The organism is Cupriavidus sp. MEYA8 (assembly GCF_059278825.1).
The window spans coordinates 2,193,567-2,218,492 of sequence record NZ_CM181222.1 but is presented as its reverse complement, the minus strand read 5'-3'; the positions used below and the strand labels follow the sequence as shown (position 1 = coordinate 2,218,492).

Here is a 24,926-nt window from a genome sequence, read left to right as displayed (position 1 = left end):
CGGGCAGGAGACTCAGTGCCCGGCGCTCTGGCCGCCGTCGACATGCAGGATCTCGCCCGTCACGAACGGCGCGCGGTCAAGGTACAGCACGGCGTCGACGATATCGCGCATCTCGCCCATATGCCCCACCGGATGCAGCGCGCCCAGCGCCTCATGCGTTTCCTTCGGGTGCATCGGCGACTTGATGATGCCGGGCGACACCGCGTTGGCGCGGATGCCGGTCTTCGCATACTCGATCGCCAGCGATTTCGTCGCCGCGCTCAGCCCGCCCTTGGTCAGCGAGGCCAGCACCGACGGCACGCCGCTGATGGCATGGTCGACCAGGCTGGTGGTGATGCTGACCACATGGCCGCTGCGCTGCTTCTCCATTTCGGCAATGGCCAGCTGCGTGATATGGAAGAAGCCCGTCAGGTTGATACCCGTGACAGTGGCATAGTCCTCGTCGGTATAGCTGGTGAACGGCTTGGCGACGAAGATGCCGGCATTGTTGACCAGCGTATCGATGCGGCCGAACTTCGCCACGGCTTCGGCGATGACGCGGCGCGCCGTTGCGGGGTCGGCGATATCGCCGGGAACGGCCAGGATGTCCGCGTCGTCCGACGGCTTGATGCTGCGCGCGGTGGCGACCACGCGATGGCCGCGCTCGCGGAATGCCTTGACCAGTTCCGCGCCGATGCCCTGCGATGCGCCGGTGATGACGACAACCTTCTGTGCTGCACTCATTTTCTTACCTCGATGTCAGTTGATTCGGCCTTCGGGTCCTTCAGGTCCTTCGGGCCGATCGGGCCGACGGCTCCGATGGGCTCAAATCTAGGAGAACCGTCCCGTGGTTCGAAGACCTCGGCGGAACAAACAGTTATGCACGCGCGGAACAAATGGCGCAGGAAGCACCGTTGCCAAGGCGGCGAAACGTCGACTCCCGGCCGCTTTTCCGCCCGCTAGACGGCCGCCATCGACTTCTGGCAAAGGCCCACATATGATGGGAACACCGCTTCCCGCCACCCGATGCACCGCCTGATCCGACCCGATGAAAAGGCAATTCGATGACCTCCAGCTCGGCAGCATCGAGCTGTTCTGCCTGGCCGCCGAACTGGGCAGCTTCACCGCCGCCGCGGTCGCGGCCGGCGTGACGCCGCCTGCAGTCAGCCGCACCGTGCAGCGGCTGGAAGAACGGCTGGGGGTACGCCTGTTCGTGCGCACCACGCGGCAGATCCGCCTGACCGACGAAGGCCGGCTGTATTTCGAGCAAAGCCGGGGCGCGCTGGCGCAGCTATTGGATGCGGAGCGGCAGGTCAGCGGCCAGCGCGCAGCGCCCGCGGGCCGCTTGCGGATCAGCCTGCCGACGCCCTATGCCCACTACCGCGTGCTGCCGGTCCTGCCGGCGTTCCGGGCGCAGTACCCGGAAGTCGAGGTCGACGTGCATATCAGCAACCGCAACGTCGATTTCGCGGACGACACCTATGACCTGTCGGTGCGCGGCCGCGCGCCGGACGACTCGAACCTGATTGCGCGCAAGCTGGAGGATGCCGAGCTGGTGGTCGTGGCAACGCCCGCCTACCTGCAGCGCGCCGGCACGCCCCGGTCACTGGAAGACCTGCTCAGGCATGAATGCATCCAGTTCGAACGCCCCAGCAGCGGCCGGCGCATTCCCTGGACCTTCCGCGTCAATGGCGAAGACACCGATATCGTCACCACCGGCGGCTATGCGGCGACCGAAGACATCCTCGGCGGGGCCACGCTGGTCCGCGCCGGAGCGGGCCTGTTCCAGACCTATCGCTTCGTGGTGGAACAGGACCTGCGCGACGGCACGCTGGTGGAAGTCTTGCAGGAATTCAGCGGCAGTACGCGGCCGTTCGTGCTGCTCTACCCGTCGGCGCGGCACGTGACGCGCCGCGTGCGCGTCTTCGTCGACTTCCTGGTGGAGAAGTTTTCCGCGTAAATCTCCACGCGGAGCGCTCACGCAGGCTTGAGCTGCGCAATCACCACGAGGATCACCGCTGCATTGGCGGGCTGCTGGAAATGCGCGGAAATGGTCCGTGCATGGCCGGCCTTGTCCCCCAGCACATCGCGGAACAGGTCCGAAGCCCCGTCGAGGACCGCGGGCTGGTCGAACCAGCCCGGCGCGCTGGCAATGTGGCCGTCGACGCGAACGATATGGTCCAGGCGCTCGAAGCCACCCAGGCAGTCATCGATCTGCGCCAGCACGTTGAGAGCCGCGAGTTCGGCGGCCAGCTTGCCCTGCCCGACCGTCAGGTCCTTGCCGACCTGGCCTTGCCAGGCCACCTTGCCGTCCTGCAATGGCAACTGGCCGGAGATGAAGAGCAGGTCTCCCGCCTGGCTGACGGCGGTATAGCTGCCCAGTGGTTGCGGGGGCCGCGGCAGCGCCAGTCCGCGCGCCGAAAGTCGTTCATGTACGGACATCATGTATTCCAGTCTGGTCGGGTGTGCTGTGAATCGGGAGTGCCGTGCGGCTGGCCTGAATGGCGGCAGCGCAGTCTTCGGCCTTCTCCTGTCAGGCTCAGTTTAGGTGCGCATTGACCGGGAATACAGGCACCGGCGGGAACAGGAATAGAAACGCCATGGAACAAATCCGCGTGCCCGTCGGGGGCCGCCTCGCGAACGAAGGGCCCGGACGGGTCCGGCGGTCAATACCTGCCAATGTCTAATCGTTCGCAGGTTCCCCCTTGGACTTCAGCAGCACATGCCGCCCTTCGCTGACGGTCCCGTTCTTGCCAACGGCGTAGAGCACGTAGTCGCCGGCAATCGCCAGCCCTGGCAGCGGCGGCGCGGTGACCTCCAGCTTGCCGTCGTTGTGAAGCCGCACCGGCAGCTTCACGTACCGGTTTCCCCAGGTCCAGTTGTGCGTGATCGGACCGGTACGAACCAGCGCCACCGACTCGACCTCAGTACCGGAGACGTCGAGCTTGAAGCTGTTGCCGTAGTGGATGCTGTTGGGACTTTGGATGATGACCGGCTTCGCGCCCTTGAAGAAATACGGCGGCTTGTAGAACTCGATGACCGGTACAGCGGCGTCACGCTGCGCCTGCGTCTGCGGCGATCCCGGTATCAGGTTGACCCGGTTGCCGCCCATCACCCATACACCGCCATTTGGCATCAGCAGCGCAGTGGAATGGTCATGCCGGGGCACCGGCGAAGTGGCCACGTCGGTCCTGCTGCCGTCGGCCGGATTGTACAGCTGGTAGACCAGGCTGTTGACGTCGCCCTCGGCACCACCAACGACCAGCAGCTTCCCGTCCGGCAGCACGACCACATTGTTCTGGGAGACCGGCTGGGCCAGGTTGCTAAGGGACGTCCATTTTGGCGTCGCGCTGGAGAAGTTGATGGTTTCCGCAACCGCCGATCCCGGTGTGTTGCCGCCATTCGATCCGCCGAACAGGAACACGTTTTGCGACCACGTGCCATCCGCGTTGATCGTTACCATGATGGCCCCGGCACCACTGTCGTGGGCATTCTGCGCGGTATCGACATATTGCCAATGGTTTTGCGCCGGCGTGGCGATCAGCGGATCGGCCAGCGCTGCCTGGACATCGAACAGGTAGGTCTTGCCGCTGTAGAAGAACGGGTCATATCCGCGGATGTTGAGGCCGCCCGTTTCCCCGGGCAGGGGCGGCACGACTTCGGATGTCACCGCGACCTTCCAGTCCTTCTCGCCAGGGCCGGTCTGGACCACAAAGGCGCGCGGATACATTGGCAACAGCTTGCGCGCGCTCTCCAGCGCCACCGTCGTGTCCGTCTTGGGGTCGTACACCTCGGGTACCGCCTGCCGTACCTTGGTGGCGCTCGCGTTGCCCGCCCCCACGCTGGTATCCTGGTCCGAGCCGGACAGCACCAGGATCTTCCCGTCGGGCAGGGTCACGGCGGTGGGGTACCACCGCTGGTACTTCAGGTCCGAGGGGAGCGGCGGGTCGGTGTTGTTCTCATCGAGGGGATTGCAATGCGACAAGGTGCCGGTCGGATCCGATTCAAAGCCTGACCTGACGCAGGGCGTGGGCCTGAATACCCATTGCTCGGTCTTGGGGTCGAATATATTGACCTTCCTGCCGCCATTGTTGCCGCCCTTGTCATGCAACCCGACTACATAGATGCGGCCATCGATGCCAGCCACGTGGCCATTGCAGAACAGGTTATATCCCAGTCCCCTGGAAAAGCCTGCGTCCGAAAAGAACGGATCGGTATGGCTGATGTCCGCGCTGGTCAGGTCGGCGATAGCCGTCTTGGTGAATATGCCGGTATCGATCAGGGACTGCAGTCCACAGACATCCACGATCTGGGTGTTTTCACGTTCGAGGTCGGAGCTGTAGCGCGACCAGCCGCTTTCGTCGAGTTGTCCGAGCCCGAAACCGCCCTGTACCAGTTCGATGTACTTCTGGTTGAATCCCGGGAAGCCACCACCCTGCACCGGCGGATTCAGATAGTGCTTCGGCTTGTACTCAGATGGCCGCATCCAGATCAGCATTTTCGGGCATTCCGCGTACTTCTTATTCCATATCAGCGAGGTGTGGATGAAATCCTTGTGCACGGGAATCAGACCGCTGTTTACCCCACATACCGTCGCACCCGCGGCAGGGCATGCCTCCACCGCCGCAGCGGTACCGGCCGGCGCGGCGATAAGCCAGAACGAGCATGTGCCTGTCAGCGCCAGTGACAGGGCCTTACGACGATTTGCCATACGACCACCTTTGAAGCCATCAATGCAGGAAACAGCCGGGAGGACTGCAGCCAGCAGTGCCCCCAGCCCTTGAAAAGCTGTTTCAACCAAGGTACTGGTGGCGCCCTCCTTCTCTGATTTCCGTGGCGCATTTGGCTATGCCCTGGACATGCGGTGCACCCGCAGCGTCGCAAGACAGGGAAGCGCGCGGGACGACATCCCTGGTCTCGGCTGCGCCCTCCAATACTGCCTTCGGGCGGTAGCTTCACTGCCAACTTGAGCGCGTGCCGGCATCGCCGGCCCACGCCCGGCATCTCCCCGGAATAGCGAATTGATTCAAATGGCTAAGCGAGATCGGTGCCAACCGGGCTAGCGTCTTGATTCTGTTCGGAAATTCTGCGGTGGAAGAATTGCCGGCCAGCGCAAACCGGAAAGAACGTTTCAGAGAGGAGACAACTACGTCGGGGCTCGTATGTCTCTAGCGGGGCAATGAGCCGTCAATCTCTTGCAGTTTGTGCCGCGAGCTAAAACTCGAAATTGCCGCCAGTGGCCGCGCGCACGGCGCCCCCCGTCGTGATCCACCGTGCCCTCGCATCGAAACTTCGGCCCTGCCCGCGGTTCTAATTTTTATATGCTGAGCAAATTGTCTGCCAATCGGCGCACCATCTGGTTCTGGTCTGCAGTCGGCACCGTGGCGGCGCTGATCGCCCTGGCCGTGCTGTCCCCGCCCGTCAAGGGCTTTGCCGACCAGGCCATCGCCTGGGCCCAGGCAACGATGGAACAGCATCCCGGGGCTGGCGCGCTGGTTTTCTTCCTGTTCTCCGCCGTATCTGCCATGCTCGCTTTCGCCTCGAGCGTGGTCCTGGTGCCGCCGGCCAGCGCCGTGTTTGGCAAGCCCCTCACCGTTCTTCTGCTCTGGGGCGGCTGGGTGCTGGGCGCGGTTGCCGCCTACGGCATCGGCCGTCTCGCCTATCCGTTGCTTGCCCGCAGCGGTTATGCGGACAAGCTGGCGAAGTACCAGGACTACGTATCGAAGCGCATCAGATTCTGGGCGGTGCTGCTGTTCTGCATCGCGGTGCCGTCCGAAATTCCCGGCTATCTTTTTGGCACGATGCGCTACCCCTTCGCGAAGTTCCTGGCCGCCATCGCCATCGCCGAAGCGGGCTATGCGATTGGCATCGTCGTCGCGGGCGAGAGCCTGGCGATCGACCGGCCCCTGCCCTTCTTCATCGCCGCCGGCATCCTGGCGGTCGTCGCGGTGCTGGCGGGACTGGCGCTGCGTACGGCCAGGAAGCACAAGGCTGGCGGCCTGCGTCGGCGCTGAGGCGGGCGTCGGCTCAGATCAGGTCGTTGCGGGCAGTCCCCGGGTGAATATAGGATTACCGGCACAAAAGACATACGCTGACGAGCCGATTCCCTGATCCACACACGGAGACAAGCCTTGACCACGAAATATCGATTCGCCTTGGGCCTGCTGGCCACGGCAAGCCTGATTGCCGCTACGCCGGCCTCGGCACAAGGGCAGTGGCCGAACAAACCCATCCGCTTTGTCGTGCCTTTCGCCGCTGGCGGCGCCAATGACCTGATGGCGCGCGCCGCGGCCGAGGGCGCTTCCAAGGAGCTGGGGCAGACCGTACTGGTCGAGAACCGCCCGGGCGCCGGTGGCACCGTCGGCGCGGACGTGGTGGCCAAGAGCAAGCCCGATGGCTACACCTTCCTGATCAGCGCCGCCGGTGTCATTTCCAACAGCATGATCAAGAAGTCGATGCCGTTCAAGGACGACGACCTGGTGCCGGTCGCCATGATCGGCCTCGCGCCGTCGGTGATCGTCGTGCCGAAGAACGCGCCCTACAAGGACTTGCGCGACTTTGTCGAGGCCTCGAAGAAAGGCACCGGCTTCAACTTCGCCACCGCGGGAACCGGAAGCACGCCCCACTTTGTCGCCGAGATCCTGAACGTAAAGTACGGCGCGAAGCTGCAGCCGGTGCCGTACAAGAGCGGGTCGGAGAGCACCACGGCAGTGCTGGGCGGCCAGGTGGAGGGCACCTCCGAGGCCAGCATCATCGCGCTGCCGCACATCCTGCACGAAGGCAAGTTCAAGGCGCTGGCCACGACCTGGACGCAGCGCATCTCGGCCTACCCGCAGCTCTCCACCGCGGTCGAGCAGGGTTTTCCGGATTTGCAGATCGCCCACTGGGCCGGTGTCCACGCGCCCAAGGGCACGCCCAACGCCATTCTCGACAAGGTCGCCGCGGCGGTCGACAAGGCCATGAAAGATCCCGACGCCTCCGCCAAGCTGAAGGCCGTCGGCATCGAGCCGATCGGCGGCACGCGTGCGGATTTCGTGAAGTTCGTCAATGCGGAACGGAAGCGGCTGGGCGAGATCGTCAAGGCGGCCAGGATGCAGGAGAAGTGATGGCAGCGCAGGCCGTCGCAATGGCCTGCGCTGTCAGCGCATCCTGCGACGAAGGACTGGTCGCGCGCGGGGCGTTAGTAGGCAAGCTTCGGCATGAACTGCCCACGCCCCTCGGGCGTCATGTCGAGCAGGCCCCAGAGCGCACTGACGGCGTCGCCGGACCGATGATCCGTGCCAACGTCCGCCGGTGCCCAGGTAAGGTCGCTGCCCCAGAAGTGGCGGACCTTGCCGTGGTCGAGACGGAATACGTTGAATGCGGTGTCGTCCCATTCCTCGCCGGGCTTCCCGCCGCTCAACGCCCGGATCTGCGCCGGCAGTTTCGTTGAGTCTCCGAAATAGTCGGCGTCGTAGCTGTTGCCCGCGGTCGAGAGGAACTGAAGATGCGCCCATCCCCGTTCGCGCGCCCACGCGACCAGCCGTGCGATGGGCGACTTGGCGACGATATAGAGCGCAGCACGCTGGCCGATATGCCTGGCCGCGCCGTTGACGGAGTCGAGCAAGAGCGTGCACATCGGGCATGGCGTATCGCGGTCCGGGCCGTACATGAAGCTGTACAGGACCAGGGTGGGATGCGGGCCGAACAGCCCGGACATTGCGACCGTTTCGGGCATGCCGTTCGCGCCGATCCGCTCGAACACGTAGTCCTGCGGCACTTCGCCGCCTGGCGGCAGCGCGCGGCGCTGCGCCGCGACGGCCTCGATATGCCTTCGCAACGCAATTTCCTCTTCAAGCAGTGCGTTCCGCGCCTTGCGGTACTCGGCGCTTTCGTTGGGGTAAGTGACGTGCAACATGCTAGCCTCCTGCGGTTGCTCCCTGTTAGGCTTGTCGACGCCGGGATCGGTTCTCCGCGCCTTCGAGCACACCGGCATAGACGCGATCCGATAGCACCGCAGCATAGGGTTCACGCGGCCATAGCCGCGATGACCGCGCCCAGGATGCGCATGCCTTCCTCAATCTGCCGGGTCGTCAGGCTGGCATAGCCCAGCACCAGCCCGGCCGGTCGTGTGGGTCCTGGCGACGGCGGCAAGGCAAACAGCGGCGACAACGGATAAACGCCCACGTCCTGCTCCCGCGCGGCAGCCGCCAGCGCCGCTTCGTCCCGCGGGCGCAGCGACGGCAGCCACAGCACCACATGCAGGCCGGCCGCCGTGCCGCTGACCTCGGCATCCGCGGGCAGGTAGCGGGCAATGCCATCCAGCAACGCCGCACGGCGGCGCTCGTTCTCCCGGCGCATGCGCCGCACATGGCGTTCGTAGGCGCCGCTCTCGATCAGCGCGGCCAGCGCGCGCTGCTCCAGCACCGGCGCATGGCGGTCGGCCAGCCGCTTGGCCTGCCGGAACACCGGCACCAGTTCGGCAGGGAGCACCAGGTAGCCGAGCCGCAGTTGCGGCGACAATGCCTTGGAGAGGGTGCCGACGTAGATCACGCGTCCGTCGGTGTCGATCGACTGCAGCGTGTCGATCGGGCGCTGGCCGTAGCGGAACTCGCCGTCGTAGTCGTCTTCGACGATCCAGGCATCGTGGCGCTGTGCCCATTGCAGCAATTCCATGCGCCGGCCGACCGGCAGCACGCCACCCAGCGGGAACTGGTGCGATGGCGTCACGTATGCCAGGCGGACGCGCTCGTGCTGCGGCAGGCTGGCGGTATCCAGTCCGTGTTCGTCCGCGGGCGTGGGCAGGCAGGTGGCGCCGGTCGCCGCGAAGCAGCACCGGGCCATCAGGTAGCCGGGATCTTCAAAGGCGAAGGCGTCGCCGGCATCCAGCAGCAGCCGCGCGCACAGGTCGATGGCCTGTTGCGAGCCGTTCACCACCACGATTTGCGCGGGCTCGCAGGCAAGCCCGCGGGCCCGCCGCAGATAGCCATGCAGGGCGCGGCGCAGCGCAGGGTCGCCCTCCGGCGCCGCATAGTAAAGGCCGTCCTGCTGACGCAGCAGTTCGGCCTGATAGGCGCGCCGCCACGCCAGCGTAGGGAAATCCCGCGACGCCACCGCGCCATAGCGGAAGTCGAAACGAAGCGGTTCCGCGTCGGGGAATGCCGGCATGCCGATGTCCGCCAGCCGGCGTGCAAAGCGGGACAGCGGCAAACGGGAGGCAAGGCGCGGCGTCCCGGCCGCGCTGGCAGGCGCCGGCGCCGCCAGCGCATTGGCAACCCGCGCCGCGCGCCCCGCCGACGTGACGAGAAAGCCTTCGGCCGCCAACTGCTCATAGGCCGCGGTGACCGTGGTGCGGGATACCCCCAGCTCGGCTGCCAGCGCCCGCGTGGACGGTGCGGGCGCGCCCGGCGGCAGCACGCCGTCCGAGATCTGGCCGCGCAGCAGGTCGTAGATGCGGCGTCCCGCGCCGCTGGCGCCCGGCCGCGGGCCGTTGGGTCGGGGAATCTGGCCCATAAAAAATCCTGAAAACTGGACCTTCCGATTGTGCCAGTTACAGGAGACAGTATCTACGACGCCAGGACACCCGTTCGCCCCATGTACATCCCCGCCCACTTCGCAGAAACCCGCCCAGAAGAACTTGCGCGCATCATTCGCGCGCACCCGCTCGGCATGCTGGTCACCCAGGCAAGCGGCACGCTGGATGCCGACCACATTCCGTTCGAGTTCGACGCCGACGCGGGCTCGCACGGCGTGCTCAGCGCCCACGTGGCGCGTGCCAACCCGGTCTGGCAGCGCTGCCCTTCCGGCACGCCGGTGATGGTCGTCTTTCGCGGCGCCGAGGCCTACATCTCGCCAAACTGGTACCCGAGCAAGCACGAGACGCACCGCCTGGTGCCGACCTGGAACTACGAGGTGGTGCACGCGCACGGCACGCTCACCGTGCATGACGACGAACGCTTCGTCCGGCGCATCGTCGCGCGCCTGACGCGCCGGCACGAAGCGGACGAGCCCAGGCCGTGGAAGATGGGCGACTCCACGCCCGAATTCATCGACGGCATGCTGCGCCATATCGTCGGCATCGAGATCGCCGTCACTGCGCTGCAGGGCAAGGTCAAGCTGAGCCAGAACCGGGAAGCGCGCGACCGGCTGGGTGCCGCGGAATCGCTGCAAGCGCGGGGATTCGGCGAACTCGCGCAGTCCATGCGTCGTGCCGGGTAAGGCAGGCAAGTAAAAGAGCAAGTAAAAGCGCAAGCAAGCAATCGGCATAGGGGGCAGCCCATCGGGCTGCATCCCCTGCCACACCACCCGGCATGCGGGTCCGCACCGGGCGGTTCGAGAGGTTGAGGTCAGACGAGACGGGGCAGTCCCAGACTATCGAAGTAGGCAGTGGTCAGCACCCGATGAATCGCCGATAGGCTGTTGTGCCACCAGCGACGGCTTAACGCCGCCACCGACTGCGCCACCGGTAGTGAGGCCCCCAGGCGAAGCAGTTCGCGGTGGATAGTCTTGCCCCTGCGCCACTGTTTGAGCTGCAAGGCCCGAAGCCGCCGCCTTATCCAGCTGTCCAACTCACGCCAGATTCTGGAGGTCTGCGCCAGCCCGAAGTAGGCTTTCCAGCCCAGCAGGTAAGGGCGCAACTGATCGACTACGGCTTGGAGGCTGCGCCCACCATTGCGCCGCGTCAGTACCCTGACACGCTGTTTGAACGCCGCCATTGGCTTAGCAGCCACCACACGTTTGATCACACCGTCCCGGGCTTGCCATAGGCCATACCCAAGGAACTTGCGACCAAATACCGGCGCCACGGCGCTTTTGGCTTCGTTAACTTTCAGCTTGAGGCGGTCATAGAGCCTTCGTAGCAGAGCCATCACCCGCTCGCCAGCGCGACGACTGCCAACGTAGACGTTGCAGTCATCGGCATACCGCGCGAAGCAGTGACCCCGCCACTCTAACTCCTTGTCCACCTCATCTAGCAAGACGTTGGCCAGCAGCGGCGACAGGGGACCACCTTGCGGCGTTCCCTGATGCCGTTCCATGACCACCCCGCCATCCATGATTCCCGCGTTCAGGTAGGCTCGTATCAGCCGGATGATCCCGGCGTCGGCGATGCGTTGCCTTAGGCGGTCGATCAGAATGTCGTGGTTGACCCGGTCGAAGAACTTCTCCAAGTCCACGTCCACCACCACATGACGGCCCGACTGCACGAACGACTGAGCGGCTAACACCGCATCATGTGCCCGCCGTCCAGGCCGAAACCCGTAGCTATGCTTGCTGAAGGTCGGGTCAAGCAGCGGTTGCAGGACTTGCAACAGCGCCTGCTGGATCAGCCGATCCGTCACCGTCGGGACGGTCAGCGCGAACTACACAAGTGCTCAACGAGCATTTGGGATGGGCTGAGATCCGCCATCCGTTTCATCCGCTCCGGGGCCAACGCTTTCCGGTCCTGAAGACGCGCCGCGTGGCGGGCGCCGACACACTGCTGCTGGGTCATGTAGAGCGCGGCAGCTTCAGCATTGCCCGCGATTGGACCGACTGGGGCGCGCCTATCGTCGAAGACGATCGCGAGGTCCCTGCGTGTCGCTTCGATCTGGACATGCTGCTGGAGCTGATTGCGCTGATCGAACAGCTTGCCGCTTCGTCCTCCAAGAAGTCATCCAAAGGATCCAAAGGAGCTTGATCAATGCATCACGTTCACCTACTATCAGACCAGTTTTTACCGTGGTCCGCCAATGCAAGATATTCCGTCGTCCACTCTACGCAAACGCCGCGCGCAATTGCTCAAGCAAATGCCGGCATTGGACACGCTCTTGCGAGGCTCGCTCATCGAACGCTACAAGCGCTGCGGCAAGCCTGGCTGCAAGTGCGCCGACGGCCCCGGTCATGGCCCCAAGTACTACTTATCGGTGAGTTTCCCCGGGCGCCGGCCGCAAATGGACTACGTGCCACAGGCCGATTACGCCGAAGTCTCCGAACACTTGACGAACTATCACCGGGTCCGCGAGATCATCGAGGAGATCTGCGAGATCAATCGCGAACTACTACGCCGCCGCGAGGCGCTCTGAGGGGCGTCGGTGAGCCAGGCACCGCTGTCGCTCACCATCTCCATCGATCCGCAATCAGCCGGCGTACTCATCGCCAACATGCTCGAGGCTTGGCTCACCGCCGAGTCCGCGCTGGAACCGACTGAGGAGGCCGTCGATGAACACCAAGATCACCCCGCAACATCACAGCAAGCCGGCGTACATCTATATCCGCCAGTCGACGCTGGCTCAGGTACGGCATCATCAGGAGAGTACCGAGCGCCAGTATGCGTTGCGCGAGAAGGCGCTGGCGCTCGGTTGGCCGGACACGTCGATCCGGATCCTGGACCGGGACCTCGGTCAGTCGGGCGCCCAGATGACCGGCCGCCAGGACTTCAAGACGCTGGTGGCGGATGTCTCGATGGGGCAAGTGGGCGCCGTGTTTGCGCTGGAAGTCTCGCGCCTGGCGCGCTCGAATCTGGACTGGCATCGCCTGCTCGAGTTGTGTGCACTCACCCATACGCTCGTCATCGACGCCGATGGCTGCTACGATCCGGGCGACTTCAACGACGGTCTGCTGCTCGGTCTCAAAGGCACAATGGCACAGGCCGAACTTCACTTTTTGCGCGGGCGCCTCCAAGGCGGCAAGCTCAATAAGGCGCAGAAGGGTGAGTTGCGATTTCCGCTGCCAGTTGGCTTGTGCTATGACGATGAGGGTCGCATCGTCCTCGATCCCGATGACGAGGTTCGCGGCGCCGTGCAACTGGTATTTCGTTTATTTGAAGAGACCGGCAGCGCATACGCAGTCGTCAAGCGCTTTGCCGAGGATGGGCTGCGCTTTCCTAAGCGCGCATACGGCGGTGCCTGGGCAGGTCGACTCATCTGGGGGAGCCTGAGACACGAGCGCGTGCTCGGTTTGATCCGCAATCCCTCGTACGCCGGCATCTATGTCTTCGGCCGTTACCAGTATCGCCGACGCATCACGCCACAGGGAGAGGTCCATCAGCGCGTGCAGCCGGTACCCAAGGCGGACTGGCGCGTCCATCTGCCCGACCATCACGAAGGCTATATCACGCCGGAGGACTTCGAGCGCAATCAGGCGCGACTGGCGCGCAACCGAACCAATGGCGAAGGTTCCGTGCTCAGCGGTGCGGCGCGTGAAGGGTTGGCGCTGCTGCAGGGGATGCTGATCTGTGGCTGCTGTGGTCGGGCGCTGACCGTGCGGTACCAGGGTAACGGTGGCCTTTATCCGTTGTACCTGTGCAATGCGCGCCGCCGCCAGGGTCTGGCGACCACCGATTGCATGAGCGTGCGCAGCGACCTGCTCGACAACGCGATCGGCGAAGCAGCGCTCGCGGCCCTGCGGCCAGCGGAACTCGAACTGGCCATGAACGCCCTGAACGAACTCCAGCAGCGCGATCACGCCATCATGCGCCAATGGCATATGCGCATCGAACGCGCCGAGTATGAGGTCGCGCTTGCCGAGCGTCGCTACCAGGAATGCGATCCCGCCAACCGTCTGGTCGCGGGCACCCTCGAGCAGCGCTGGAATGACGCGATGCTTCGCCTCGAAGCCATCAAGACGGAAGCCGCCCAGTTCCAGAGCCAGAAGGCGCGCGTCGCCACGCCCGAACAGAAGGCCCAGATCCTCGCACTTGCCCGCAATCTGCCGCGCCTTTGGCGTGCCCCGGCGACCCTAGCGAAGGATCGCAAGCGCATGTTGCGACTACTCATCCGGGACATTACGGTTGAGAAGCTGCCCGCAACGAGACAGGTAGTCCTACATGTGCGTTGGCAGGGCGGCATCTGTACCGACACCACCGTGACTTTGCCCAAGCCGGTCACCGACGCGATGCGCTATCCCACTGCGACCGTCGAGCACGTGCGCAAACTTTCGCAACATCTGTCCGACCCACAAATCGTTGCGCACCTCAATCAGGAAGGCCTGCGCAGCCCAACTGGCAATTCGTTCACGCTCTCCATGGTCAAGTGGATCCGCTACCGGTACGGGATTGCGCCGACCAGCCTCAAGCGGACTGACGAACTCACGGTACAACAACTCGCTCACCGACTGGGCATCAGTCCACACGTCGTGTATTACTGGATTGAGCGCCAGGTGGTCCACGCTCGGAAGCTTGATGGGCGGGGGCCGTGGTGGATCACCCTGGATCCTACCAAGGAACAGCAACTGCGGGACTGGGTGCGCACTTCAGGGCATCTTCGGGGGCAACATTCCTACAATCAACTGTGAGAGGTGCATTATGAGATCACCGTCGGGATGCCAAGCTCGCGCTCGCCACCTTCCGCCTTCGGGATCGTCACCCGTCGTACCGGACTGGGCCGGTACGTCCCCCGCAGCAGTTCCTCACGGATACGAGGCCACTCGGACGCCAGTTTGCGCGACGTCTGGTCAATGTCCAGCCCGTCCACACCCGCCGACCCCTTGTTCGCCCGCACCCGTTTGAACGCCTGCCGCAAGTTCTCGCGCGTCAGCGCCGCTTCCAGCAGCGCCGACCCTGTGCCGTCCGTTTCATGCCGCGGGATTTCGGCTTCGCCGCGACACACTCCATCCGGGGCTTCACCCCTGGCTTCGGTGTCCCGCCCCGCTCGCGCGGGCTTCTGGCGCCTGGCCTCCAACATCGTCATGGCTTCTGACACTTCCTCTCGTTCGGCCCTTCGCCAATAGCTCCAACCTTGCCGGTCTGTCCTCTGGCTACTACGGCCTCTGCTGACTCCTCACTCCGGCTCGACGCCGTTACCCTTTCGGGATCGAGGTGAGGTCTCCCCAGGTAAGAACGCACTCCTTCATCGCACAGCCGCCACATTTACGCTGCCTCGCCTTGATCACAAGAGCTTCGCGGTTTCTCGCCCGCTCGCCCTGCTCAGCCGCGCCTTCTATGTGGTTCTTGTTCATCGGCTCACGATTTACGCTCCACGCTTCCTCCCCACGCTCGGTCGCCCTCACGCAGTTGCGCTTCGCTTCGTTCGCTGTGATCAGCTTACGGTGGGACTTGCACCCACAAGAGTGCGCCCATGCTGGGCGCACAAAAGAAGCGAGCCGCGCGGGCTCGCCCCTTTTTCCTACGCCTGCCTCCGCATTATTGCGTCGCGCAGGTAAAGCTCGATGCCAGGTTCACATCGCCGGCGCCGTTGTACTTCGGCCAGCTCGGGTATTCGCACAGCGGCCGCGTGCGGCCCGGCACGCCGACCGTGTCGGTCACCGTCAGCGAAGCCGGCGCGGTGCCCTGCTCGACCCACTTCTCAAGCGCCGTCAGCGAGTCCCACGAAGCATTGAACACCGAGCTTATCGAGTGTCCGTAGCCCGGGATTTCGTAGTAACGCATGAAGTTGGCGACATTGCCCGCGCCCATCGTTCCCTGTACGCGCGTGAAGTAGTCCTCGGTCGCGCGCGTGCTGACCAGCGCATCGGACTTGCCGTGCGCCATCAGGATCTTGCCGCCCTTGTTCATGAACGCGGACAGGTCGGTCTTGTTGATGTCCTGCAGCCCGGCAAGCTGGCTGATGCGGTCCTGCCAGGGCCCCGGGTTCTGCGGGTCGAGCGTCAGCGAGTTGAAGGTCGGATCGCGCGTGACGAAGTAGCGCACCCACTGGTCCCAGAACACGCTCATGTACGGCGCGGTAGCGGGCATCGGATTGACCGGGGCATCGATGTTGAGCGCCAGGGCAATGACTGTCGGCTGGACGGATGCGTTGCCGGCCAAGCCGAGGTCGGCGCCCCAGACGTTGAAGCCCGGATACTGCGTCTCGCCGCTGCCCAGCGCATAGCCGAACACGATCTGCGAGTTGTACACCTTCAGCGCGTTGATCTGCGCGTCGGACAGGCACGTGTCCCCGGCGTCGGCGCCGTTGGCGCAGCGGACCGGCTGGCCGTTGAGCATGGCCGTGGATGGGTCGAAGCTGGCATTGCAGGCGGCGACATTGCTGATCAGGCCGTCCTTGACGCCGTCGAGGTCGTCGCACGCGGCAATGGCGGCGTCGTATAGCACCTTGCGCTTGGGCTGGTTCGGGTAGGCGCCCGGCGCGGCCAGCGCGCGGGTGATGCGGCCGAACTGCAGGTCCAGGCTGGCGGCATTCCAGGCGGGATAGAGCACGATGGCGCCATCCCAGTCCTGCGGCCAGCGCTGCACCACGGCCAGCGCTTCGCGGCCGCCGGTCGATCCGCCGGCAAAGTAGGCCTTCTTCGGGCCATCGGCCTGGTAGTGCATCTGGATCAGCGCGATCGCCACGTCGCGCGTCTTCTTCAGCGCGTCGCTGGCATAGTTGCGCAGCGCCTCGTCATTGACGCCGAACGAGCCGTCGCGGCTGCCGAGCGCACCCGCCTGGTGGCCGGAATCGCTGGCGAAGGTGGCATAGCCGCGCGCCAGTGGCGAGGGCTGGTCAGTCGGTCCGGCCGGCACATTGCCTGCCGTGTTGGGAATGGTCCCGTCATAGCCGCCGCCGCCGAACATCACCACCTTCTGGTTCCAGCTGGCGGGCATGTTGATCTCGAACCGGATCGGTGGCGCCGTCGGATCGACGGGCGCGATGGTCCCCGTTACCTTGCAATACGCGCCAGTGCCCAGCTGCCCGCCGCCGGTGGCCGGCACCATGTCGGTCTCGGCAACCGTTGCGCCCTTGGTAGGCAGGCCGATGCTGCTCGCGGGGACGGTCTTGCCCGGCAAGTTCTGGCACGATACCGGGGTCTTTACCGGCGGGGGATGATCGTTGTCACCGTCACCGCCGCCGCAGGCACTCAGCACAAGGCCGGCCACGGTCGCAACGAGGACGGGAGCCAGTTTGAAGGTCACTGGCAAAACTCTGCTTTGCAAGTCGGTTGACATTTGTCTTCTCCACGGGGTCTCCTGGGACGGGATAGCGCCGCCGGGACCTCGGCCCCGGCGGGATAATCCTCGGTGCCTGCGTCTGCATTCGGCATGCCAGCACGCAGGTGATGAGACGGATGTGGAGCGTGAAATATGTTCCGTATTGCCGAAGCGGAGGGCCGGGTGTTTGCCGGATGCGCGCGTCACACGCGCACCCGGGCCGGCGACCGGAAGTTCTTTCAATCGAATCGGGAAGGACCTGCAAACGGCGCGGCAGGCCGCCGGCGATTCAGCGATAGAAGAGCACGCCCGCCGGCATCTTGCGCGTTGATCAGGCCGCGGCGTTCTCCATCGCCGCTTCGTATTGCCCCAGGCACGCCATGGCGTTGAGCCGCGAGCGCTGCAGCAGCGCCCGTTGCGCCAGCGCGGCGTTGGCCGGCTCCCCGCGCCACGCCAGCAATGGCGGCTCCTGCAAGGCGCGCCCATAGGAGAAGCTGAGCCGCCAGGGCAACGGGCCGAGCCGGTTCATCGCATCGAGATTGGCGGTGGCTTCGGCGGGCGTCTGGCCGCCGGACAGGAAAAAAATACCCGGCACCGCGGCGGGCACGGTGCGCCTGAGCACCTGTACGGTCTGCGTGGCAACCTCTGCCGGTGCCGCCTGCCCCGCATCCTTGCCTGGAAGCACCATGCTGGGTTTCAGCAGCATGTGCTCGAACACCACCGCATGCCGCTGCAAGGCGTCGAACACCTCATGCAGCACGGCTTCGGTGACTTCCGCACAGCGCGCCATGCTGTGCGCGCCATCCATCAGCACCTCGGGTTCGACGATGGGCACGATCCCTGCCTCCTGGCAGATCGCGGCATAGCGCGCCAGCGCCTCGGCGTTGGCGTGAATGGCAAGCCGGCCCGGCAGCTTGTCGGACACGTTGTAGACGGCACGCCATTTGGCAAAGCGCGCGCCCTGCTGGCGATAGCCGGCAAGCCGTTTTGCCAGCCCGTCGAGGCCTTCGGTGATTTCGTCCCCGGGTGCGTGCGCCAGCGCGAGCTTGCCCTTGTCGACCTTGATGCCGGGCACGATGCCCTGGCGCGCGGCCAGTTCGGGCAGCGGCGTGCCATCGTCGGCCCGCTGGCCCAGGGTCTCCTCGTACAGGATCACGCCGCTGATGAACTCGCCCAGGCCCGGCGTGGACAGGAGCAGGTTGCGCCACGCCCGGCGGCTCTCCTCGCTGGATTCCACACCGATGCGGTCGAACCGCTTGGCGATGGTCGGCCCGCTTTCGTCGGCGGCCAGCAGGCCTTTGGCGCCCTGCACCATGGCGTCGACGGTGGCTTGCAGTTCGCTTGCTGTGTCCATGGCGTTGCTCCGGGAGGGGGTATAACAACAAGCATTGGCGCCTCGGTGCGATTGCGCAAGCGACCGGCGTGCGGGCCGTCGCGGACCGCCACGCGGAACTACCGAGCCTCACCGGTATCGGCGCCTCCCGGGCGGCGTTCGGCAAGCGCCTCCAGCAGCGAGGCAGGCGGCACGAAGAACAGGTTGCCGCTGACCGCCTCGCTGAAGTCCAGCAGCCGGTCATAGTTGCCGGGCGGGCGCCCCACGAACATGTTCTCGAGCATCTGCTCGACCGGCGCGGGAGAGCGGGCGTAGCCGATAAAGAAGGTACCGAACTCGCCCTTGCCCGGTTGCCCGAACGGCATGTTGTCACATGGCCATGGCGCGGCGCGCGCCGCTGCCGAATTCGCGGAACGGATGCAGCGAGGCCGGCCGTGGCTGTCCGAACAGCGTGTCCCAGGCCCCGGATCCGAAGCCGCAGACACAGGAAAGGTTGCCGCCCTGGACCCGCTTGCCTACGGCACGGACCAGCGCGGCCACATCCGCGCACCACGCCCGCACGGTTTCGGCGTGCGCGGCGCCGGGTGAAAGGGTCGCGACGATGAAAATCGCGCTACGGGTGATGGGGCTGCTGACGGCTTGCGGCTCTGCAGCCGGATCGCCGTGGCGGGGTGGTGGTACTGCGAGCGCCGCTAGCGGTAGAGCCCCGCCATCCTTTCCATCCCCACCGGCTTGATCCGCGACGCCTGCCCGGCGCAGCCGAAGGCCTCGAAACGCAGCTTCACCACGCCCTTGGCCCCTTTCTTGGCCGCCAGCAGGGCCTTGCGCGGATCAAACTCGCTGCGGTCCTCGGACAGCGACTTGCGGATCGCCCCGGTCATGGCCAGGCGGATATCGGTGTCGATATTCACCTTGCGCACGCCCATCCTGATGCCACGCAGGATTTCCTCGACCGGCACGCCGTAGGTCTCCTTGATCTCGCCGCCGTACTGGCGGATGATCTCCAGCCATTCCTGCGGCACCGAGCTGGAGCCGTGCATCACCAGGTGGGTATCGGGGATCTGCTCGTGGATCTCGCGGATGCGGTCCATCGCCAGGATGTCGCCGGTGGGCTTGCGCGAGAACTTGTAGGCGCCGTGGCTGGTGCCGATGGCGATGGCCAGCGCATCCACGCCGGTGCGTGCGACAAAGTCGCGCGCCTGCGCCGGGTCGGTCAGCATCATGTCGTGCGACAGCGTGCCTGCCGCGCCCACGCCGTCCTCTTCGCCGGCCTGCCCGGTTTCGAGCGAGCCCAGGCAGCCGAGTTCGCCTTCCACCGACACGCCGACCGCATGCGCCATCTCGCACACGCGCCGCGTGACCTCGACGTTGTAGTCGTAGTCCGACGGCGTCTTCATGTCTTCGCGCAGCGAGCCGTCCATCATCACGCTGGTGAAGCCGGAGCGGATCGAGGCCTGGCACACGGCCGGGCTGGAGCCGTGGTCCTGGTGCAGCACGATGGGGATGTCCGGATGGGTTTCGGCAGCGGCCAGCACCATATGCCGCAGGTAGGCCTCGCCGGCATACTTGCGCGCGCCGGCCGAGGCCTGCAGGATGACCGGGCTGTCGGTCTCCTCGGCCGCTTCCATGATGGCGTGAATCTGTTCCAGGTTGTTGACGTTGAATGCCGGCACGCCGTAGCCGTACTCTCCCGCGTGGTCCAGCAGCTGTCGCAAGGAAATGAGTGCCATGGTGAAGCTCCTTTAGTCGATGCTTGGTAATACGGGTCAGCCGGCGGCGCGCTGCTCCAGCACGTCCAGTGCGGGCAGCTTCCTGCCTTCCAGGAATTCCAGGAACGCGCCGCCGCCGGTGGAGATGTAGCCGACACGGTCGGCAATGCCGTACTTGGCGATGGCGGCCAGCGTGTCGCCGCCGCCGGCGATCGAGAAGGCCTTGGATTCGGCGATGGCCTGCGCCAGCACCTTGGTGCCGTTGCCGAACTGGTCGAATTCAAACACGCCCACCGGGCCGTTCCAGACGATGGTACCGGCGGCCTTCAACTGCTCGGCCAGCAACGCGGCGGTTTGGGGGCCGATGTCCAGGATCATGTCGTCGTCGGCCACATCCTTCACATCCTTGACGGTGGCCGCGGCGGTCGCGCTGAATTCCTTGGCGCAGACCACGTCGACGGGAATGGGCACCGAGGCGCCGCGCCTGGCCATGATATCGATGATGGCCCTGGCATCGCCGACCAGCTCGGCTTCCGCCAGTGACTTGCCGATCTTCAGGCCGGCGGCCAGCATGAAGCTGTTGGCGATGCCGCCGCCGACGACCAGGTTGTCGACCTTGTCGGCCAGCGACTTCAGGATGGTCAGCTTGGTCGAAACCTTGGAGCCGGCCACGATCGCCACCAGCGGACGCGCCGGCTGGCCCAGCGCCTTGCCCAGCGCGTCGATCTCGGCGGCCAGCAGCGGGCCGGCGCAGGCGACCGGCGCATACCTGGCGATGCCATGGGTAGTGGCTTCGGCGCGATGCGCGGTGCCGAAGGCATCGTTGACGTAGATGTCGCACAGCGCGGCCATCTTCTGGGCCAGCTCGTCGCTGTTCTTCTTCTCGCCCTTGTTCACGCGGCAGTTTTCCAGCAGCACCACCTGTCCGGGCGGCACCTGGAAGCAGCCCGCGGTCCAGCCGGACAGCAGCGGCACCTGCCGGCCCAGCAGCTCCGACAGGCGGCGGCCCACCGGCGCCAGGCTGTGGCGCGGGTCCGGCTTGCCTTCCTCGGGACGGCCCAGGTGCGAGGTGACCATCACCGCGGCCCCCGCCTGCAGGCAGGCCTCGATCGCGGGCAAGGAAGCACGGATGCGGGTATCGTCGGTGATCTGTCCCGCATCGTCCTGCGGGACGTTGAGATCGGCGCGGATAAAGACCCGCTTGCCGGCCAGCCCGCCGGCGGCGAGCAATGCGGCCAGCGTGTGCGGCGCCGCGGGTTTCGGTTGCGTGTCCGTAGCATGGAAAATGCTCATCGTAGCCACCCTTCAGCGTGCGTTGGCCAGCGCCACCGCGGTATCCAGCATGCGGTTGGAGAAGCCCCATTCGTTGTCATACCAGGCCGAGACCTTGACCAGCGTGCCGTTGACCTTGGTCAGCGTGGCGTCGAAGGTGGACGAGGCCGGGCTGTGGTTGAAGTCCACCGAGACCAGCGGCGCGGTGTTGTAGTCCAGGATGCCCTTGAGCTCGGCCTCGGCGGCGCTCTTCAGGATGCCGTTGACCTCGTCCACGGTGGTCGGCCGCGCCGCCACGAAGGACAGGTCGACCAGCGACACATTGATGGTCGGGACACGCACGGCAAAGCCGTCCAGGCGGCCATCCAGCTCGGGCAGCACCAGTCCCACGGCGGCGGCGGCGCCGGTCTTGGTCGGGATCATCGACATGGTGGCCGAGCGCGCGCGGCGCAGGTCGTCGTGGTAGACGTCGGTCAGCACCTGGTCGTTGGTGTACGAGTGCACCGTGGTCATCAGCCCGTTCACCACGCCCAGCTTCTCGTGCAGCGGCTTGACCAGCGGCGCCAGGCAGTTGGTGGTGCACGAGGCGTTGGAGATGACCGTGTCGGTCGCCTTCAGCACGCCGTGGTTCACGCCATAGACGATGGTGGCGTCCACGTCCTTGCCGCCCGGGGCGGAGATGATCACCTTCTTCGCGCCGGCCTTCAGGTGGGCCGATGCCTTCTCCTTGCTGGTGAACAGCCCGGTGCACTCCATCACCACGTCCACGCCCAGCCCGGCCCACGGCAGCTCGGCCGGATTGCGCTGCGCCACCACGCGGATGCGGTCGCCGTTGACGCGGAAGGCATCGCCGTCAACCGAGACCTCGCCCGGGAAACGGCCGTGGACGGTGTCGTACTGCGTCAGGTGGGCATTGGTGGCGGCGTTGCCGAGGTCGTTGATGGCAACGATCTCGATATCGTGGCGCTTGCCGCCTTCATAGTGGGCGCGCAGTACATTGCGCCCGATGCGCCCGTAGCCGTTGATGGCAACCTTGATGGTCATGATGTCTCCTGATGTCTCCGTTTACTTGTCTTGGTATCCTTGCCGGCCCGCGCCGGATATCAGGCGGCGGGTGCGAGCCACGCCGGCGTCAGCAGCACCGGCAGTGCCTCGATCGAGTCGATCAGCGCATCCGCGCCCAGTGCCGCGGGCCCGTCGGGGCCGGCGTAGCCGTAGCGCACCAGGCAGACCGGCATGCCGGCCGCGCGCGCAGCGGCCACGTCCACTGGCGAATCCCCTACCAGCACGCCTTGCGCCGCATCGACGTCGAGCAGCCGGCAGGCATGGCGCAGCGGTGCGGGGTGCGGCTTCATCTGCGCGATCGAATCGCCGGCCACCAGCACGTCGAGGTACGCCGCCAGGCCGGTCATGGCCAGCAGCGGCGCCGCCAGCGCGCGCGGCTTGTTGGTGACGCAGGCCATGCGGTAGCCCTCGCGCCTGAGCGCAGCCAGGCCCGCTTCCACGCCCGGGAATACCGAACCCAGGCGGCCGTTGGTGTCGTCATAGTGGCGATGGAACAGCGCCTCGGCAGCGGCGGCCTCCACCCGCGGCGCCAGCTGCGCGGTCTCCAGCACGCGCCGCACCAGGTTGGGTACGCCGCGGCCGATGAAGCCGGCCACCGTATCGAAGGGCAGCGGCGCGCTGTCGAGACCGGCGAGCATGCGGTTGGCGGCCTCGACGATGTCCGGGGCGCTGTCGACCAGCGTGCCGTCGAGGTCGACCAGCACCGCGGTGCAAGGCAGGGATACGGCAGTCATGGCTTCTCCTCCAGCAAGGCGCGCGCGGCAGCCGCAACGTGCGCCGGAGTCAGTCCGAAGTGCTGGTACAGCGCCTCCGCCGGGGCGGACTCGCCGAACGTGTCGATGCCCAGCGCCACGCCGCCCTCGCCCACCACGCCGCGCCAGTACCAGGTGGCGCCCGCCTCCACGCTGACGCGCGGCACACCCGGCGGCAGCACCGTGTCGCGGTAGGCCGCGTCCTGCGCGTAGAACAGCTCCACGCACGGCATCGACACCACGCGCGCGGCGATGCCGGCGTCGGCCAGTTCCTGCGCGGCGCGCACCGCGATCTCCACTTCGGAGCCGGTGGCGACCAGCACCACCCGCGGCGCCACGGCATCGCGCAAGGCGTAGCCACCGCGCGCGATGTCCGCACGCCGGGCGGCATCGCGCTCGAACGGCGTCAACGCCTGCCGCGACAGCACCAGGCAGGTCGGGCCGTGCTCGCGCTGCAGCGCGGCCTGCCACGCGTAGGCGGTTTCGGCGCCGTCGCACGGGCGCCAGACCCGGTTGTTGGGGATCAGCCGCAGGCTCGCGGCATGCTCCACCGGCTGGTGCGTGGGGCCGTCCTCGCCCAGGCCGATCGAATCATGCGTCAGCACGTGGATCACGCGTAGCCGCATCAGCGCGGCCATGCGGATGGCATTGCGCGAGTAGTCCGAGAAGGTCATGAAGGTGCCGCCGTAGGGGATCAGCCCGCCATGCAGCGCCACGCCGTTCATCACCGCCGCCATGCCGAACTCGCGGACGCCGTAGCTGACGTAGTTGCCGTGCCCTTCGTGGTTGACCCAGACCGAAGCCTTCACATTGGTCAGGTTGGAGCCGGTGAGGTCGGCCGAGCCGCCCAGCAGTTCCGGCAAGGCCGGCGCCAGCGCCTCCAGGCAGAACTGCGAGGCCTTGCGCGTGGCGATCCTGCCCTGCAGTGCCGAGGGCGCGTCCAGCAGCGCCATCAGTGCCGCATCGAAGCCTTCCGGTAGCTGGCCTTTGATGCGGCGCAGGAATTCCCCGGCCAGTTCGGGATGCGCGGCGCTATAGGCGGCGAAGCGCGCCTCCCATTCAGCCTCCCTCGCCGCGCCCTGGACGCTTGCGTCCCAGGCGTCGGCCACGTCCGCCGGTACGGTGAAGGGCTCGGCCTCCCAGCCCAGCGCCTCGCGCATGGCTGCGATCTCCGCCGCGCCCAGCGGTGCGCCATGCACATCGTGCCCGCCCGCCTTGGCCGGGGCGCCCTGGCCGATCACGGTGCGGCAACAGATCAGCGTGGGCCGGTCGCGCTCCGCCCTGGCCGCGTGCAGCGCCGCGTCGACGGCGTGCGCATCATGCCCGTCCACGCCGGCGATCACGTGCCACCCGTACGCGGCAAAGCGCTTCGGCGTGTCATCGGCAAACCAGCCGGCGACGTCGCCGTCGATGGAGATGCCGTTGTCGTCGTACAGGCAGACCAGCTTGCCCAGCCCGAGCGTGCCCGCCAGCGAGCAGGCCTCGTGGCTGAGGCCCTCCATCAGGCAGCCATCGCCGAGGAAGACATAGGTGTGATGGTCGACGATGTCGAAGCCGGGGCGGTTGAAGGTGGCGGCCAGCAGCTTCTCCGCCAGCGCCATGCCGACGGCATTGGCCAGGCCCTGGCCCAGCGGCCCGGTGGTGGTCTCCACGCCCGGCGTCACGTCGACTTCCGGATGCCCCGGCGTGGCCGCGTGCAGCTGGCGGAACTGGCGCAGCTGCGACATGGGCAGGTCGTACCCGGTCAGGTGCAGCAGCGCGTACTGCAGCATGGAAGCATGGCCGTTGGACAGCACGAAGCGGTCGCGGTCCGGCCAGGCCGGGTTGGCAGGGTTGTGGCGCAGGTGGCGCCGCCACAGCGCCTCGGCCATCTCGGCCATGCCCATGGGCGCGCCGGGGTGGCCCGACCTGGCCTGTTCCACCGCGTCGGCGGCCAGGAAGCGCAGCGCGTTGGCGCAGCGGGCCGCGGAGTCGATGCGTTCGGGTGCGTTCAT

The 24,926-nt window shown here is 66.1% G+C and carries 20 protein-coding genes and 2 pseudogenes; 7 read left to right on the top strand and 15 right to left on the bottom strand.

The genetic code is table 11. From position 1 onward, the window contains the following. Window positions 1–12 precede the first annotated feature (12 nt). The gene (locus tag AC5WJ1_RS27090; protein WP_135702738.1) at window positions 13–723 is read right to left on the bottom strand and encodes an SDR family NAD(P)-dependent oxidoreductase; all 711 of its coding nucleotides are present in this window, start codon (window positions 721–723) and stop codon (window positions 13–15) included. A gap of 304 nt (window positions 724–1,027) precedes the next feature. On the opposite strand from AC5WJ1_RS27090, the gene AC5WJ1_RS27085 reads away from it, so the two are divergent. Further along, window positions 1,028–1,939 (top strand): LysR family transcriptional regulator, encoded by a 912-nt coding sequence (locus tag AC5WJ1_RS27085; protein WP_135702739.1) that lies wholly within the window; start codon window positions 1,028–1,030, stop codon window positions 1,937–1,939. A 17-nt stretch (window positions 1,940–1,956) separates the two neighbouring features. Here the strand turns inward: AC5WJ1_RS27085 and AC5WJ1_RS27080 are convergent, their stop codons facing one another. Together AC5WJ1_RS27080 and AC5WJ1_RS27075 are read right to left on the bottom strand one after the other, a co-directional pair. Next, window positions 1,957–2,421: a RidA family protein gene (locus AC5WJ1_RS27080; protein WP_135703942.1), complete on the bottom strand. Its 465-nt coding sequence runs from the start codon at window positions 2,419–2,421 to the stop codon at window positions 1,957–1,959. Between the two features lie 241 nt (window positions 2,422–2,662). Next, window positions 2,663–4,690: a galactose oxidase-like domain-containing protein gene (locus tag AC5WJ1_RS27075; RefSeq protein WP_494476752.1), complete on the bottom strand. Its 2,028-nt coding sequence runs from the start codon at window positions 4,688–4,690 to the stop codon at window positions 2,663–2,665. A 610-nt stretch (window positions 4,691–5,300) separates the two neighbouring features. Here AC5WJ1_RS27075 and AC5WJ1_RS27070 point away from each other — a divergent pair. Both AC5WJ1_RS27070 and AC5WJ1_RS27065 read left to right on the top strand, forming a co-directional pair. Further along, window positions 5,301–5,993: a TVP38/TMEM64 family protein gene (locus tag AC5WJ1_RS27070; protein WP_195431821.1), complete on the top strand. Its 693-nt coding sequence runs from the start codon at window positions 5,301–5,303 to the stop codon at window positions 5,991–5,993. Between the two features lie 141 nt (window positions 5,994–6,134). Then, window positions 6,135–7,085 carry a Bug family tripartite tricarboxylate transporter substrate binding protein gene (locus AC5WJ1_RS27065; RefSeq protein WP_240745854.1) on the top strand — a complete coding sequence of 317 codons (951 nt, stop codon included), beginning with the start codon at window positions 6,135–6,137 and terminating at the stop codon, window positions 7,083–7,085. Window positions 7,086–7,159: 74 nt separating this feature from the next. Here the strand turns inward: AC5WJ1_RS27065 and AC5WJ1_RS27060 are convergent, their stop codons facing one another. Beyond that, window positions 7,160–7,876 (bottom strand): DUF899 family protein, encoded by a 717-nt coding sequence (locus AC5WJ1_RS27060; RefSeq protein ID WP_494476751.1) that lies wholly within the window; start codon window positions 7,874–7,876, stop codon window positions 7,160–7,162. A 110-nt stretch (window positions 7,877–7,986) separates the two neighbouring features. Then, on the bottom strand, window positions 7,987–9,471 hold the full coding sequence (gene pdxR / locus AC5WJ1_RS27055) for a MocR-like pyridoxine biosynthesis transcription factor PdxR (RefSeq protein WP_494476750.1): 1,485 nt from the start codon (window positions 9,469–9,471) through the stop codon (window positions 7,987–7,989). An 81-nt stretch (window positions 9,472–9,552) separates the two neighbouring features. Between pdxR and AC5WJ1_RS27050 the strand changes: the two genes are divergently transcribed. Beyond that, a complete protein-coding gene (locus tag AC5WJ1_RS27050; protein ID WP_135702745.1) occupies window positions 9,553–10,176 on the top strand; it encodes an FMN-binding negative transcriptional regulator in 624 nt (207 codons plus the stop codon). A gap of 128 nt (window positions 10,177–10,304) precedes the next feature. On the opposite strand, the pseudogene ltrA reads toward AC5WJ1_RS27050, so the two are convergent. Then, window positions 10,305–11,312: pseudogene (gene ltrA, locus AC5WJ1_RS27045) on the bottom strand (group II intron reverse transcriptase/maturase); the annotation flags it as partial. 14 nt (window positions 11,313–11,326) lie between these two features. On the opposite strand from ltrA, the gene AC5WJ1_RS27040 reads away from it, so the two are divergent. From AC5WJ1_RS27040 to AC5WJ1_RS27030, 3 genes are all read left to right on the top strand, one after another. Next, complete coding sequence (locus tag AC5WJ1_RS27040; RefSeq protein ID WP_494476749.1) at window positions 11,327–11,635, top strand: DUF5372 family protein; 309 nt, start codon at window positions 11,327–11,329, stop codon at window positions 11,633–11,635. A 52-nt stretch (window positions 11,636–11,687) separates the two neighbouring features. Next, a complete protein-coding gene (locus AC5WJ1_RS27035; protein WP_035862386.1) occupies window positions 11,688–12,020 on the top strand; it encodes a DUF6788 family protein in 333 nt (110 codons plus the stop codon). A gap of 136 nt (window positions 12,021–12,156) precedes the next feature. Further along, window positions 12,157–14,229, top strand: coding sequence for a recombinase family protein (locus AC5WJ1_RS27030; RefSeq protein ID WP_494476748.1), 2,073 nt, complete (start codon window positions 12,157–12,159; stop codon window positions 14,227–14,229). A gap of 8 nt (window positions 14,230–14,237) precedes the next feature. Here AC5WJ1_RS27030 and AC5WJ1_RS27025 read toward each other — a convergent pair whose 3' ends face one another. The 9 genes and pseudogenes from AC5WJ1_RS27025 to tkt all read right to left on the bottom strand — a co-directional run bounded on the left by AC5WJ1_RS27025 (window position 14,238) and on the right by tkt (window position 24,926). Continuing rightward, window positions 14,238–14,636 (bottom strand): hypothetical protein, encoded by a 399-nt coding sequence (locus tag AC5WJ1_RS27025; protein ID WP_494476747.1) that lies wholly within the window; start codon window positions 14,634–14,636, stop codon window positions 14,238–14,240. Window positions 14,637–15,076: 440 nt separating this feature from the next. Continuing rightward, on the bottom strand, window positions 15,077–16,819 hold the full coding sequence (locus AC5WJ1_RS27020) for a tannase/feruloyl esterase family alpha/beta hydrolase (protein WP_135702746.1): 1,743 nt from the start codon (window positions 16,817–16,819) through the stop codon (window positions 15,077–15,079). 313 nt (window positions 16,820–17,132) lie between these two features. After that, window positions 17,133–18,155: a class I fructose-bisphosphate aldolase gene (locus AC5WJ1_RS27015; RefSeq protein ID WP_135702747.1), complete on the bottom strand. Its 1,023-nt coding sequence runs from the start codon at window positions 18,153–18,155 to the stop codon at window positions 17,133–17,135. Window positions 18,156–18,253: 98 nt separating this feature from the next. Beyond that, window positions 18,254–18,758 (bottom strand): annotated as a pseudogene (locus AC5WJ1_RS27010) (Dyp-type peroxidase). 68 nt (window positions 18,759–18,826) lie between these two features. Then, window positions 18,827–19,864 carry a class II fructose-bisphosphate aldolase gene (gene fba, locus AC5WJ1_RS27005; protein ID WP_133094601.1) on the bottom strand — a complete coding sequence of 346 codons (1,038 nt, stop codon included), beginning with the start codon at window positions 19,862–19,864 and terminating at the stop codon, window positions 18,827–18,829. Between the two features lie 36 nt (window positions 19,865–19,900). Beyond that, window positions 19,901–21,136, bottom strand: a complete 1,236-nt coding sequence (locus AC5WJ1_RS27000) for a phosphoglycerate kinase (RefSeq protein ID WP_494476746.1) — start codon at window positions 21,134–21,136, stop codon at window positions 19,901–19,903. Window positions 21,137–21,148: 12 nt separating this feature from the next. Then, window positions 21,149–22,159 carry a type I glyceraldehyde-3-phosphate dehydrogenase gene (gap, locus tag AC5WJ1_RS26995; protein ID WP_133094600.1) on the bottom strand — a complete coding sequence of 337 codons (1,011 nt, stop codon included), beginning with the start codon at window positions 22,157–22,159 and terminating at the stop codon, window positions 21,149–21,151. A gap of 59 nt (window positions 22,160–22,218) precedes the next feature. Beyond that, window positions 22,219–22,914, bottom strand: a complete 696-nt coding sequence (gene gph / locus AC5WJ1_RS26990) for a phosphoglycolate phosphatase (protein WP_434034623.1) — start codon at window positions 22,912–22,914, stop codon at window positions 22,219–22,221. After that, window positions 22,911–24,926, bottom strand: coding sequence for a transketolase (gene tkt / locus AC5WJ1_RS26985; protein ID WP_494476745.1), 2,016 nt, complete (start codon window positions 24,924–24,926; stop codon window positions 22,911–22,913). The genes gph and tkt overlap by 4 nt, the downstream gene beginning before the upstream one ends.